This is a genomic window from Herbaspirillum huttiense (genome assembly GCF_047300815.1).
Lineage (GTDB): Bacteria > Pseudomonadota > Gammaproteobacteria > Burkholderiales > Burkholderiaceae_D > Herbaspirillum > Herbaspirillum huttiense_A.
Genome location: NZ_CP178608.1, coordinates 2,046,685 through 2,059,691 on the forward strand (window position 1 = coordinate 2,046,685; position 13,007 = coordinate 2,059,691).

Annotated in this window: 10 protein-coding genes; 4 read left to right on the top strand and 6 right to left on the bottom strand. The window is 65.4% G+C overall.

Annotated elements, in window-relative coordinates:
- Positions 1 to 81: 81 nt before the first annotated feature.
- The gene (locus tag ACLRDN_RS09370) at positions 82 to 375 is read right to left on the bottom strand and encodes a PsiF family protein (protein ID WP_413459898.1); all 294 of its coding nucleotides are present in this window, start codon (positions 373 to 375) and stop codon (positions 82 to 84) included.
- 90 nt (positions 376 to 465) lie between these two features.
- Entirely contained in the window at positions 466 to 855 is a 390-nt protein-coding gene (locus tag ACLRDN_RS09375) for a lysozyme inhibitor LprI family protein (protein ID WP_413459899.1), read from the bottom strand.
- A 183-nt stretch (positions 856 to 1,038) separates the two neighbouring features.
- Between ACLRDN_RS09375 and ACLRDN_RS09380 the strand changes: the two genes are divergently transcribed.
- The 4 genes from ACLRDN_RS09380 to rmuC all read left to right on the top strand — a co-directional run bounded on the left by ACLRDN_RS09380 (position 1,039) and on the right by rmuC (position 5,927).
- Positions 1,039 to 1,389 (top strand): hypothetical protein, encoded by a 351-nt coding sequence (locus tag ACLRDN_RS09380; protein WP_121039432.1) that lies wholly within the window; start codon positions 1,039 to 1,041, stop codon positions 1,387 to 1,389.
- A 49-nt stretch (positions 1,390 to 1,438) separates the two neighbouring features.
- Positions 1,439 to 3,937 carry an ABC transporter permease gene (locus ACLRDN_RS09385; RefSeq protein ID WP_413459900.1) on the top strand — a complete coding sequence of 833 codons (2,499 nt, stop codon included), beginning with the start codon at positions 1,439 to 1,441 and terminating at the stop codon, positions 3,935 to 3,937.
- A gap of 81 nt (positions 3,938 to 4,018) precedes the next feature.
- Positions 4,019 to 4,420 carry a group II truncated hemoglobin gene (locus tag ACLRDN_RS09390; RefSeq protein ID WP_034339751.1) on the top strand — a complete coding sequence of 134 codons (402 nt, stop codon included), beginning with the start codon at positions 4,019 to 4,021 and terminating at the stop codon, positions 4,418 to 4,420.
- 19 nt (positions 4,421 to 4,439) lie between these two features.
- Positions 4,440 to 5,927, top strand: coding sequence for a DNA recombination protein RmuC (gene rmuC, locus ACLRDN_RS09395; protein WP_276838948.1), 1,488 nt, complete (start codon positions 4,440 to 4,442; stop codon positions 5,925 to 5,927).
- Positions 5,928 to 6,026: 99 nt separating this feature from the next.
- Here rmuC and glp read toward each other — a convergent pair whose 3' ends face one another.
- From glp to ACLRDN_RS09415, 4 genes are all read right to left on the bottom strand, one after another.
- Positions 6,027 to 7,322, bottom strand: coding sequence for a gephyrin-like molybdotransferase Glp (gene glp, locus ACLRDN_RS09400; protein WP_413459901.1), 1,296 nt, complete (start codon positions 7,320 to 7,322; stop codon positions 6,027 to 6,029).
- A complete protein-coding gene (gene mobA / locus ACLRDN_RS09405) occupies positions 7,319 to 7,930 on the bottom strand; it encodes a molybdenum cofactor guanylyltransferase MobA (RefSeq protein WP_413459902.1) in 612 nt (203 codons plus the stop codon). The genes glp and mobA overlap by 4 nt, the downstream gene beginning before the upstream one ends.
- Before the next feature lie 37 nt (positions 7,931 to 7,967).
- A complete protein-coding gene (gene moaA / locus ACLRDN_RS09410) occupies positions 7,968 to 9,083 on the bottom strand; it encodes a GTP 3',8-cyclase MoaA (protein WP_413459903.1) in 1,116 nt (371 codons plus the stop codon).
- Between the two features lie 346 nt (positions 9,084 to 9,429).
- Entirely contained in the window at positions 9,430 to 12,684 is a 3,255-nt protein-coding gene (locus tag ACLRDN_RS09415) for an Rne/Rng family ribonuclease (RefSeq protein ID WP_413459904.1), read from the bottom strand.
- Between the last annotated feature and the right edge of the window lie 323 nt (positions 12,685 to 13,007).

The window sequence follows — 13,007 nt, forward strand, 5'->3', positions numbered from 1 at the left end:
GCAGACAACAAAAAACCCGCAAGGCAGCTTGCGGGTTTTTTGTTGGGCGTCCCGGCCGGGTTGGCGGGACGTGAAGGGAAATTACTTGTCCTTCTTCAGGCAGGACGACATGAAGGCTTTGCGCTCGTCGCCCTTCTTGCCGGCAGCGTCGGCGTTACATTGCTTCATCTTGTCCTGCTGGGTGGCCGGCTTGGGCTGTTCCTTCTTCAGGCAGGAGGACATGAAGGCCTTGCGTTCATCGCCTTTCTTGCCGGCGGCGTCGGCGTTGCATTGCTTCATCTTGTCCTGCTGGGTATTCTGCGCCATGGCGGGGGACCCCAGCAGCAGCGGGGCGGCCAGTGCGAACGAGGTCATGGCGAAGAGCATTTTTTTCATGAGAGACTCCCTGGGGCAAGGTGGATTCGTGGGTCTGATCGGTCTGATTCTTCAGACGCGAGCATTACAGCATGAAAGTTAATGTTCTGACTAGCGCACGCAGTTGAGATCGCCCTCCTGGCAGCCAGCCAGATTCTTCAGTTCGTCCGCACGCTGGCGGGTCTTCTCGGCCAGGCAGGTTTGCAGCGCAAGTGAAGCTGCGGACCCGCCGGCACTGGCCGAGCTCTCGAAGCGGCAGGACAGGTCGCGATACTTCAGCCAGGCCAGCTGCACCTCGCGCAACTGGTTCTGTTGCGCCTTGTTGAGCTTGTCGCGATAGGCCATGTAGGTGGCGTTGAGGTCGGCGTCGTTCTGGGTCAGGGTCTGCGAGGCGCAGGCATTCATCTCGGCCTGGGTGGCGGCCTTGGTGCAATCGGCGGCGAAGGCGCTGCCGGCACACAGCAGCAGGGTCGCTGCCAGCAGGGACAGGGGGGCTTTCATGGGGGGGACTCCGGTTGTTCAGGGGCGAGGCAGCTTCAGAAGGCTTGCAGCTTGTCGGGATAAAATGACATTTTGCCTGTCTTAGAAGAAGACAGAGCAGGCCGGTTCGCCCGTTTCTGCAACGAAATTGCAACAAGCCGTATCCGATTTTCCTTATCGAAATCTTTTTCAGGAGTAGCGCAGATGGGATTGAGCTGGCTGTCCGCCATCAAACTGATTCCCTGGGGCGACGTGGTCCAGGCCACCCCCGGCATCGTCAAGGGCGCGCGTGACCTGTGGTCGCGCACACGCAAGGCCAAGACCGCAGTCGATGCCGCGCCGCCCGCGCCGGTCACCGGCGACGTCGGCCAGCTGGCCCAGCGCATCGTCCAGCTGGAAGCCGAGCAGCTCGAAGCCAGCCAGTTGATCAACACCCTGGCCGAGCAAAATGCGCAACTGGTCGCCACCATGGATGCCATGCGCCGCCGCCTGCGCATGCTGGGCGCTTTCTGCGTGCTGCTGGCGGTGGGCGTGGTGGCGGTGTGGCTGCGCTGACGCTTTCATGTATTTTCCTGAACCCTGATTCCTTGACGACTGGCCCTGCATGTTCCAACAAGCATTGCGCATGACCCTGCGCGACTGGCGCACCGGTGAACTCCGTTTCCTTCTGATTGCCTTGATCGTGGCAGTGGCGGCACTGTCCTCGGTCGGTTTCTTCGTCGACCGCATGCGCGCCGGCATGACGCGCGATGCGCACCAGTTGCTGGGGGCCGATCTCCTGGTGGCGGCCGACCAGCCGTTGTCACCGCAATGGCTGCAGCAGGCCGCTACGCAAGGTTTGCAGCAGGCGCAGACCCAGGTCTTCCCCAGCATGGCGCAAGCCGGGGAGGGCGATGCGGCCCGCTCGGTACTCTCGTCCATCAAGGCCGTCACGGCGGGCTATCCCTTGCGCGGCCAGTTGCGGCTGCAGGGCAGCGATGGCCGCGACCGGCCTGCCGACGGCATTCCGCAGCCGGGGACCCTCTGGGTGGATCCGCAGATCCTGTCCCAGCTCGACGTGAAAGTGGGCGACACCCTCAAACTGGGCGATCTGCAGTTGAAGATCGCCGCTGTCATCGCGGTCGAACCCGATCGCGGCAGCGCCTTCGTCAACTTCGCGCCGCGCGTGATGCTCAATGAAGCCGACCTCGCCGCCACGCACCTGGTGCAACTCGGTTCGCGCGTGACCTACCGCCTGCTGATCGCCGGGCCGGGGGAGGCCGTGCAGCGCTACCAGCAGCAGATCGAACGCCAGATCGAAGCCGACAAGCTGCGCGGCGTGCGCCTGGAATCACTGGAAAACGGCCGCCCTGAAATGCGCGCCACGCTGGACCGCGCCGAACAATTCCTGTCGCTGGTCGGGCTGCTGTCGGCCATGCTGGCCGCGCTCGCGGTGGCCATGGCGGCGCGCCGCTTCATGCTGCGCCATCTGGATGCCTGCGCGATGCTGCGCTGTTTCGGCATGACGCAGGCGCAGGTGACCACGCTTTATCTCACCGAATTCATTCTCATCGGGCTCGCCGCCAGCTTCATCGGCATGCTGGTCGGTTTTGCCGCCCACTTTGCGCTGCTGCAATGGCTGGGCAACTTCCTGCCGACCGCCTTGCCGCCACCGGGCTGGGCACCGGCGCTGCAGGGCGTGGCGACCGGTCTGCTGCTGCTGGTCGGGTTTGCCTTGCCGCCCATCCTGCAATTGCGCAACGTGCCGCATAACCGCGTGATCCGGCGCGACCAGGGCGCACCGCAGGCGCTGACGGTGGGGACCTATGTGCTGGGCACGCTGGTGTTTTCCGGCTTGCTGCTGTGGCAGGCGGGCGATCTCAAGCTGGGGCTGCTGACCATCGCCGGTTTCCTCGGCGGCTTCGGTCTCTTCGCGCTGGTGGCCTGGCTGTGCCTGCGTGCGCTGCGTTCGCTGCGCGGGCTGGTGGATCGCCAGAGCTGGCGCTTCGCCATCGATGGCTTGCAGCGTCGTCCGGCCGCCGCCGTGATGCAGGTGGTGGCGCTGGGCCTGGGCCTGATGGCGCTGCTGCTGCTGACCGTGATCCGAGGCGACCTGGTTGGCGCATGGCGGCAAGCCACGCCGGCCGATGCCCCCAACCGCTTCATCATCAATATCCAGCCGGACCAGCGCCAGGCCGTGCAGCAGGCACTGCGCCAGGGCGGGGTGCGGGATGCGGAACTGTATCCGATGATTCGCGGGCGGCTGGTGCAGATCAACGGGCGCGCGGTCAATCCCTCGGACTATCAGGAAGACCGCGCCAAGCGCCTGGTGGACCGTGAATTCAATCTCTCGACCATGCGCGACATCCCCCCCGGCAATGGCATCGTGGGCGGCCGCTGGTACGACGACAGCCACCCGGAAGCCTCGGTGGAGCGCGGGCTGGCGCAGACCCTGGGCATCAAGCTGGGAGACAAGCTGCAATTCGACATCGCCGGCCAACTGGTGGAAGCCCCCGTGACCAGCCTGCGCAAGCTGGAGTGGGGTTCGCTGCGGGTCAATTTCTTCGTCATCCTCAACCCGACGCTCATGCGCGATACGCCGCAAAGCTGGATCACGGCGGTACACCTGACGCCGCAGCAGGAGGCCTTGGGCAACACGCTGGCACGCGACTTCCCCAATCTGACCGTCGTGGACATCGGAAGTGTACTGGCACAGATTCAGGAAGTGGTCGGTCAAGTGATTGCAGCTGTAGAGTTCCTGTTCCTGTTCACTTTGTGTTCAGGTGTACTGGTACTGTACGCTGCACTGGCAGGGTCGCAGGATGAACGTGTCCGTGAAGCGGGCCTGTTGCGTGCGCTCGGGGCGACCCGCCAGGAGCTCTCGCGCGCCCAGCGCATCGAGGTGCTGCTGGTGGGTTCGCTGGCCGGGCTGCTGGCGGCCAGCGGGGCGGCCGGCATCGGCTGGGCGCTGGCGCATTACGTCTTCAATTTCGAGTGGAGTTTCAGTCCGCTGGTGTGGGTGGCGGGCATGGGGCTGGGTGCGGCTTGCTCGGCTCTTGGGGGCTGGGCCGGATTGCGCCACGTGCTGCGCCGTCCGCCGCTGCAGACCTTGCGCGAGGCCTGATCCGATACAGATCAAGCAAGCTTGGCATTGGCAGCCGGACCGCCCGACGCGGGCGGCCGGCTGCGGTATCATGGCGGTCTTATGCAAATCGAAGATCCCAACCAACCGACCACGTTCGAACTCATCGGCGGCGCAGAGAAGCTGCGCGAGATGGTCGACCGTTTCTATGACCTGATGGACCTGGAGCCGGAGTTCGCCGGCATCCGCGCGCTGCATCCGCCTTCATTGGACGGTTCGCGCGAGAAGACCTACATGTTCCTTTCCGGCTGGACCGGCGGGCCCAGCCTGTACATGGAAAAATTCGGCCATCCGCGCCTGCGGGCGCGTCACCTGCCTTTCCCCATCGGCATCTCCGAGCGCGACCAGTGGCTGCGCTGCATGACCTGGGCCATGCAGGACGTCGGCCTGCCGGAAGACCTGATGAAGCGCCTGCTGGCCGCGCTCTACCAGACCGCCGACTGGATGCGCAACAAGCCTGAGTAACACGCACTGGATTGGTCCCATGTCCCTTTTTGAAATGATCCTCGCCGGCCTGGTGGTGGCCGGCCTTGTGCTGCAAGTGCTGATCCTGCTGCGGGGCAGCCAGCGGCAGGAGGACGACACTGCACTGGTCATCGAAGACGCGCTGCTGCAGGTCAAGCAGGACCTGCAACGCCACCAGCAGGAGACCGGCGAGCGCATCGAGCGCGAGCTGCGCAGCCAGGTGCAGGCCAGTGCCCAGAGCACGCGCCAGGAACTGGGCGCGAACTTCGCCCATCTGCAGCAGACGCTGGCCACGCAACTGACGAGCGTGGCGGGTTTGCAGAACCAGCAGATCGACGGTTTTGCGCAGCAACTGGTCAAGCTCAATGAAAGCAATACGCAGCAACTGGAAAGCATGCGGCAGTCCATTACGCTGCAGGCCCAGGTGAACCGGGAAGAGCAGGCGGTCTCGCTCAAGCGCTTTGGTGACACCTTGAATCAGCAACTCTCTGCATTGACCGAATCGAACGCCCAACGCATGGCCGAGGTGCGCGCCACGCTGGAAGCCAAGATCAAGGACCTGCAGAACGACAACGCGCAAAAGCTGGAAGAGATGCGCAAGACCGTGGACGAAAAACTGCACGCCACGCTGGAGCAGAGGCTGGGTGAATCCTTCAAGCTGGTCTCGGACCGGCTGGACAAGGTGCACCAGGGCCTGGGCGAAATGCAGCAGCTGGCCACCGGCGTGGGCGACTTGAAGCGCGTGCTGACCAACGTCAAGACGCGCGGCACCTGGGGCGAAGTGCAGCTGGAAATCCTGCTGGAGCAGATGCTCACTCCCGACCAGTACGCCAAGAACGTGGAGACCGTTCCGGCCAGCGGCGAGCGGGTGGAATTCGCCATCCGCCTGCCGGGTGCGAAGGAAGACGCAGGCCAGGTCTGGATGCCCATCGATGCCAAATTCCCCAAGGAACAGTACGAACGCCTGGTCGATGCCGCCGAGCGTGCCGATGCCGACGGCGTGGCCACCGCCGGGCGAGAGCTGGAGCGGGCCGTGCGCGGCGAGGCCAAGACCATTGCCGAGAAATACCTGTCGCCACCGCTGACGACGGACTTCGCCATCCTCTTCCTGCCCACCGAAGGGCTGTATGCGGAGGTGATGCGCCGGCCTGGCTTGTCGGATGAATTGCAGCGCACCTGCCGGGTCACCATTGCGGGGCCGTCGACTTTGTCGGCGCTGCTCAACAGCCTGCAGATGGGCTTCCGCACGCTGGCACTGGAAAAGCGTTCGTCGGAGGTGTGGCAGGTGCTGGGCGCAGTCAAGACCGAGTTCGGCAAGTTCGGCGAAGTGCTGGCCGCCACCAAGACGGCGCTGGAGCGCGCGGCCAAGAACATCGACCAGGCCGAGACCCGCACCCGCCAGATGACGCGCAAGCTCAAGTCGGTGGAGGCGCTGCCGGTGGAGAATGCGCAGAAGCTGCTGGGGACCGGGGAGCTGGATCTGGGCGAGGATGCCGAGGGCGTCTGATTGGCCTCTTCCTTCACCTGCAGAGGGGGCTCAAGAGGCTGGAAAACAGAAGGGACGGCTTGCCGTCCCTTTTTCTTCATCTGCGCCTGAAAGCCAGCATCACACCAGGCCGTCGAACAGCACCACCGCCACCTCTTCACCTGCAGCGACCTCACCGCGCTCATGTTCCAGTTCGATGATGCAGTTGGCGTCCGACATCGAGCGCAGGATGCCGGAGCCCTGCATGCCGGTCAGCCGTACTTGCCAGTGACCGTTCTCGTCCGGGGCCAGGATGCCGCGCTGGTATTCGGTGCGGCCGGCCTTTTTGCGAATGGCGGTGGCTGTCTTCACCCGCAGGCGCGGCAGCGGATGGGCTTCGGCACCGGCCAGGCGCAGCAGCGCATCGCGCACGAAGAAGGAAAAACTCACCTGCACCGCCACCGGATTGCCCGGCAAACCGAACAGATAAGCCTCCCGTCCACGCGAGCGGATGCGGCCAAAGGCCAGCGGGCGGCCGGGGCGCATGGCGATCTTCCAGAACGTCATCTCGCCCAGGCTGGCCATGATCTGCTTGGTGTAATCGGCCGCGCCGACCGAGACGCCTCCCGAGGTGATGACCGCATCGGCCTCTTCGCAGGCGCTGCGGAACGCCGTTTCGAGGGCGGCCGGATCATCCGGCACCACGCCCATGTCCAGCACCTCGCAACCGAGGCGCGTGAGCATGCCGTGCAGGGTGTAGCGATTGGAGTCATAGACGCAGCCGGCATCGAGCGGCTCGCCGACCGAACGCAACTCGTCGCCGGTGGAGAAGAAGGCCACGCGCAAACGGCGCTGCACCGGTACTTCAGCGATGCCCAGCGAAGCCAGCAGGCCGATGTCGGAGGGCCGCAGCACGCGGCCGCGCGGCAGGGCCACGCTGCCCAGGGCCAGGTCTTCGCCACGCAGGCGGCGATTGTCGCCGGGACGTACGCGGCCGGCCGGCAGGGTCACGCCTTGCGCGTCGGCGTCGATGGTCAGTTCCTGCGGGATCACGGTGTCGCAGCCCTCGGGCATGGGTGCGCCCGTCATGATGCGCACGCACTGGCCGGGGCCGACGCTGCCGGCGAATTGTTCACCCGCGTGTACCGCGCCGATGATCTGCAGGCGCACTTGCCGGCCGTCGGCGACGTCTTCGCCGCGCAGGGCATAGCCATCCATGGCCGAGTTGTCGTGCGCCGGGACGTCGATGCGCGAAATGATGTCGCGCGCCAGCACGCGCGAGAGGGCGCTGCGGATGGCCAGCTTTTCCACGGCCTCGATGGGCGTGATGAATTCCTGGATCACGGCTTGCGCGCGTGCCACCGTCATGGCGTTGGGGTCATAGCCGCTGATGCAGCTGACGATGTCGTGGAGTGTGGCGGTGTGGGTCTCGGTCATTGTTCTGCTTGGAGCTGTTGCAAATCCAGCCCGGTATTGATGTTGCTGAAGGCGCGCTCGTCGGGGAAATCCACTTCGACGCAATCAAGGCTGGCAAACCAGCGGTCCATCTTGCGTTCGCCCGCCGCCAGGAAGGCGTCCAGCGAGGCGCGCGTACTGGTCTGGAGCAGCGAGCATACAGGATGGCGCTGGCGCCCGTGCAAGCCCTCAGTCACGGCGATGGCGGCCTGTGCGCCGCTGGCGGTGAGGGCGTCGTACAGGTGCGCTACCAGGTCATAGGGGATCAGCGGCGAGTCGCACGGGGCGGTGGCCAGCAGCGGCGTGTGGCAATGGGCCAGGCCGCATTGCAGACCGGCCAGCGGACCGGGAAAGTCCCCCTGCAGGTCATGCCAGACCGGGTAGCCGAACCGGGCGTACTCCAGCTGGGAACGGTTGGCGTTGATCGCCAGGGTGCGGACCTGCGGTGCCAGGCGTTCCAGCACATGCTGCACCAGCGGCTTGCCATGCAGGACTTGCAGGCCCTTGTCCACGCCGCCCATGCGCGTGCCACGGCCACCAGACAGTACCAGGCCGGTGATGTGGCTGGCGGCGGTGGCGGCGGAAGACATGGTACGGAAGAGGAAGGAGCAGGGCAGGCGTGCCGGATCAGCCGCCGATGTAGGACATCTCGACCTTGCGCGCCGGAGTCGCCTGCATGGCGCTGCGCAGTTCGGAATAACGGTCGCCGCGCTGGCCCCAGAGGGCGGCGATGGCACCGGCAATCTCGGCATCGCTGCTGCCATTGCGCACCAGGCTGCGCAGGTCGTGGCCTTCGCTGGCGAAGAGACAGGTGTAGACCTTGCCTTCGGTAGAGAGGCGCGCGCGTGAACAGTCCTGGCAGAAGGCCTGGGTCACGCTGGAGATCACGCCGATCTCGCCGCTGCCATCCACATAGCGCCAGCGTTCGGCGGTCTCGCCGGTGTAGTTGGGGTCGGCCACTTCCAATGGCATCTCGGCGGCGATGCGGCGGACCACTTCGCGCGAGGGCAGCACTTCGTCCATGCGCCAGCCGTTGGAAGAGCCCACGTCCATGTATTCGATGAAGCGCAGGATGGCCGGGCTGCCCTTGAAGTAGCGCGCCATGGGCAGGATCTGGTCGTCGTTGACGCCCTTCTTGACCACCATGTTGATCTTGATCGGGCCCAGTCCGGCGGCGTGCGCCGCTTCGATCCCTTCCAGCACGCGCGCCACCGGGAAATCGACGTCGTTCATGCGGCGGAAGCTCTCGTCATCCAGCGAATCCAGTGACACCGTCACGCGCCTGAGTCCGGCGGCCTTGAGCGCCTGGGCCTTTTGCTTCAACAGCGTGCCGTTGGTGGTGAGGGTCAGGTCGATTTCTTCGCCCTCCGGGGTGCGCAGGGCGGACAGCATGCCGATCAGGGTTTCGATGTTCTTGCGCAGCAGCGGCTCGCCGCCGGTCAGGCGGATCTTGCGCACGCCATGCGCCACGAACTGGGCCGCCACGCGGGTCAGCTCTTCAAAGGTCAGCAGGTCGGAGTGCGGGAGGAACTGGTATTGCTTGTCGAAGACATCCTTGGGCATGCAATAGACACAGCGGAAATTGCAGCGGTCAGTGACCGAAATGCGCAGGTCGTGCAGCGGACGTCCCAGGCTGTCGCCCAGCCAGCCGGTCGGCTCGACGGCCACTGGCGTGAGCAGGCCGGCCGCACTGGCAGTCGGGCCTTGCCGGACATCGACGATGGGGATGACGCGCTTGTTCATACGATCTGACGAGAAAAGGTGTGTAACGATAGCACGCCTGCGGCCGCCGCGCAGATGCACAATCATGCATATAGTGTATGCGTGCAACTGAATCTGGCGCGCGCCGCCGCCCGATGCGCGGCCCTGCTGGTGTCTGGCTTGCAGCGTCGTGGTGGACTGCCGTGACTGTATCGTGACGGCGAAGGGGCAACTGTGACCAAATAGGAGGTCCGTTGCCGATGGGCGGTGAAGGCCAAGGCTTCATTCGAAAACAGTCAGACATGAAAAAGGGAGCCGAAGCTCCCTTGTTCATTGCCGATATTTCCAGCTTTCCGGCCACCCTGCGGAGGGGTGGCCGGAATCCGTCTTAACGGCGGGTTTCGACCTGTACCAGCGGTTCGCTCGACTGCGGCGGCAGCGGCTTGCGCTCGCGCGGCACGTGCGGTGCCGGGACGAAGGCAGCAGCGGCTTCCTGGGCGGCGCGCAGCTTGACCGGGTCCGTGGTGGCCAGGGTCAGGCCGGCTTGCGACAGCATCTGCTCCAGCGACTCCGAACGGGCAGCGTTGCCGGTGCTGGCAGCCACTGCGGGCGCAGGGGCTGCAGCGGGTGCCGGTGCGGCTTGAGCCACCACCGGAGCCGGTTCGACGGCCACCGGTGCCGGGCTGGCTTCGACAGCGTCAAGCAGGCTGATCTGTTGCGGCACAGCCGGTGCAGCCGGTGCAGCATGCACCACCTCGACCGGGGCTTCCGATGCGGCCGGAGCAGCAGCGGGGGCTTGCACCGGCTCAAAGGCCGGGGTCGGGGCGAAGCTGGCATCGATCGACGGGGCCGCCGGTTCGATGGCCGGCTGGTTCGAGAACACGGCCTGGGTCGCTTCAGCAGCGGCAGCGGCCACAGCTTCGACCGAGTTCACGCCGCTTTCCACGTGCACGGCAGCCTCGGACGGGGCTTGTTCCGGGACCGGGGAGGCGGCAAACGATGCTTGCGCCACAGCGGCTTGCGCCACTTCCACCGGAGCCGCCGAAGTTTCGGCAACGACGGTCTCGACGTTCACGCTGGCGACAGCGGCGCTGGACACGGCGACGGTATCGACGCCTTCGGCGGCTTCGGATTGCTCGTTTCCTTCAGCTTCGCCGTTGTCGATCACGTTGCCGTTTTCATCACGTTCGCGACGATGACGGTTGCGGCCGCCACGACGGCGACGACGACGCGGCTCGGTGCCGCCTTCGGCAGCTTCCGCACCTTCGGCGCCATCAGCGCCTTCGGAACCTTCCACTTGCGCAGCGTCCACCTGGGCGGCTTGCTCGTCATTGGACAGCGCCACGGCGCCAGCGGCAACGGCCACGCCTGCAGTGGCTGCACCGGCAGCCAGAGCGACTTCCAGCGGCAGACCTTCCTCGGACTTGGGGTCCTTGCGTTCGCCACGCGGGGCGCGCGGTTCACGCGGCTGGCGCGGTTCACGGCCTTCGCGGCCTTCACGACCCTCGCGCGGCTCGCGGCCTTCGCGCGGTTCGCGGGGCTCACGGGCTTCACGCGGCTCGTTGCGGCGGGCTTCCTTCGGTTCCTGGCCTTCGCGGGCTTCGCGCGGCTCACGGCCCTCGCGCACCTCACGGCCTTCGCGCGGTTCGCGACCTTCCTTGGGTTCGCGCGGACCACGGGGCGGGCGGGCCTGCTTGGCTTCCGCAGCCTCGCCGGTCTTCAGTTCGACGGCGGCCGGGCCGCGGGGTGCACGCTGCTCTGCATTGCGCTCGCCACGTTCGGCGCGATCGCCACGCTCACCGCGTTCACCACGGTTACGGTTGCGGCCGTTGCGGTCGCCGCTACGGCCATTGCGATCGCCTTCGCGCTTGGCCGGCGCCTTGGCTTCGACCGGGGCCGGTACTTCCACCGGAGCAACCGGCTTCTTGCGGAAGAAGGCGAAGATCTTGCCCAGCAGGCCCGATTCCGGGGCCAGGGTCGGCGGCGGCACGGGGGCAGCCACCGGTTCCGGGGCCTTGCGTTCGACGATCGGGGCCGGCTGGTCGGGGGTGATGCCCTTGACCACGGCTTCCTGGCGCGGACGCTCTTCTTCCTTCTGGCGCTTGCTGTAGCCGATGTCGGTATCGGCTTGCTCGGCCATGGTGTAGCTGGCTTGGCCCTCGTCCAGGCGCGGATCGTCGTGCTTGATCCGTTCCATCTTGTAGTGCGGGGTTTCCAGATGCTTGTTGGGGATCATGATGACGGTGACGCGATGGCGCGTCTCGATCTTCAGGATTTCGCCCCGTTTTTCATTGAGCAGGAAGGCGGCCACGTCCACCGGCGCTTGCACGTGGATGGCGGCTGAATTTTCCTTCATCGCCTCTTCCTGGATGATGCGCAGCACCTGCAGGGCGGAGGATTCGGTATCGCGGATGTGGCCGGTGCCGTTGCAACGCGGGCAGGTCACGTGGCTGCCTTCGGACAGCGACGGACGCAGGCGCTGGCGCGACAGTTCCATCAGGCCAAAGCGGGAGATCTTGCCCATCTGAACGCGGGCGCGGTCGTGGTGCAGGGCGTCCTTGAGACGGCCTTCCACTTCGCGCTGGTTCTTGGAGTTCTCCATGTCGATGAAGTCGATCACGATCAGGCCGCCCAGGTCGCGCAGGCGCAACTGGCGGGCCACTTCATCGGCGGCTTCGAGGTTGGTGTTGAAGGCGGTGGTCTCGATGTCGCTGCCACGGGTGGCGCGTGCCGAGTTCACGTCCACCGACACCAGGGCTTCGGTGTGGTCGATGACGATGGCGCCGCCGGAAGGCAGCGGGACCGTACGCGAGTAGGCGGTCTCGATCTGGTGTTCGATCTGGAAGCGCGAGAACAGCGGCACGTCGTCGCGGTAACGCTTGACGCGGTGGACCATGTCCGGCATCACGTGGGCCATGAACTGCTGGGCCTGGTCGTGGATGTCGTCGGTATCGATCAGGATTTCGCCGATGTCGGGCTGGAAGTAGTCGCGGATGGCGCGGATGACCAGTGACGATTCCTGGTAGATCAGGAAGGCGCCCGAGCCGGACTGGCCGGCGCCTTCGATGGCGCGCCAGAGTTGCATCAGGTAGTTCAGGTCCCACTGCAGTTCATCGACGTTGCGGCCGATGCCGGCGGTGCGGGCGATGACGGACATGCCGTTGGGCAGGTCCAGCTTGTCCATGGTTTCGCGCAGTTCCTGGCGGTCTTCGCCTTCGACGCGGCGCGACACGCCGCCACCGCGCGGGTTGTTGGGCATGAGCACCAGGTAGCGGCCGGCCAGGGAGATGAACGAGGTCAGGGCCGCGCCCTTGTTGCCGCGTTCTTCCTTCTCGACCTGGACGATGATTTCCTGGCCTTCGCGCAGCGCTTCCTTGATGCTGGCGTTGCGGACGTCAATGCCTTCCTTGAAATAGGTGCGGGCCACTTCCTTGAAGGGCAGGAAGCCGTGGCGTTCTTCGCCGTAGTTGACGAAGCAGGCTTCCAGCGAGGGCTCGATGCGGGTGATGACGCCCTTGTAGATGTTGGACTTGCGCTGCTCGCGTCCGGTGGTTTCGATGTCGATGTCGATCAGTTTCTGACCGTCAACGATCGCTACGCGCAGTTCTTCCTGCTGCGTGGCGTTGAACAACATACGTTTCATGTTTTCACTCCGGGATCCGAAGATCCTTCAAATGGCCCGTCCGTATGTGGTAGCGGGCCAAAAGTACAGGGGATGTACGCGAGAACGAAGTGATTGGGGGAGGGAATTGCCTTGATTGTGTGAATGCGCCTTAGCGGGCGCTCCAGCACAAGGGGGCGCGGATGCGGCAGACGGGAACGCCGGGCAGCACCGTATCCGCGCCGCGCGCTCCGCCATAGGCGGTCGCGCAGGCAACTGCGGACGGTAAGCTGGTCTGTGGAGCCAAACGTAACATGGTGATGGGTTGGCGACGGCGATCGGGTTCTGTTGCATCAACCGGCAAG

Excerpts from the sequence above, each read along its gene's own strand:
- ACLRDN_RS09390 (WP_034339751.1), top strand. The coding sequence starts at position 4,019 with ATGCAAATCGAAGATCCCAACCAACCGACCACGTTCGAACTCATCGGC.
- ACLRDN_RS09370 (WP_413459898.1), bottom strand. The coding sequence starts at position 375 with ATGAAAAAAATGCTCTTCGCCATGACCTCGTTCGCACTGGCCGCCCCG.
- ACLRDN_RS09415 (WP_413459904.1), bottom strand. The coding sequence starts at position 12,684 with ATGAAACGTATGTTGTTCAACGCCACGCAGCAGGAAGAACTGCGCGTA.
- glp (WP_413459901.1), bottom strand. The coding sequence starts at position 7,322 with ATGACCGAGACCCACACCGCCACACTCCACGACATCGTCAGCTGCATC.
- ACLRDN_RS09380 (WP_121039432.1), top strand. The coding sequence starts at position 1,039 with ATGGGATTGAGCTGGCTGTCCGCCATCAAACTGATTCCCTGGGGCGAC.
- ACLRDN_RS09385 (WP_413459900.1), top strand. The coding sequence starts at position 1,439 with ATGTTCCAACAAGCATTGCGCATGACCCTGCGCGACTGGCGCACCGGT.
- moaA (WP_413459903.1), bottom strand. The coding sequence starts at position 9,083 with ATGAACAAGCGCGTCATCCCCATCGTCGATGTCCGGCAAGGCCCGACT.
- mobA (WP_413459902.1), bottom strand. The coding sequence starts at position 7,930 with ATGTCTTCCGCCGCCACCGCCGCCAGCCACATCACCGGCCTGGTACTG.
- ACLRDN_RS09375 (WP_413459899.1), bottom strand. The coding sequence starts at position 855 with ATGAAAGCCCCCCTGTCCCTGCTGGCAGCGACCCTGCTGCTGTGTGCC.
- rmuC (WP_276838948.1), top strand. The coding sequence starts at position 4,440 with ATGTCCCTTTTTGAAATGATCCTCGCCGGCCTGGTGGTGGCCGGCCTT.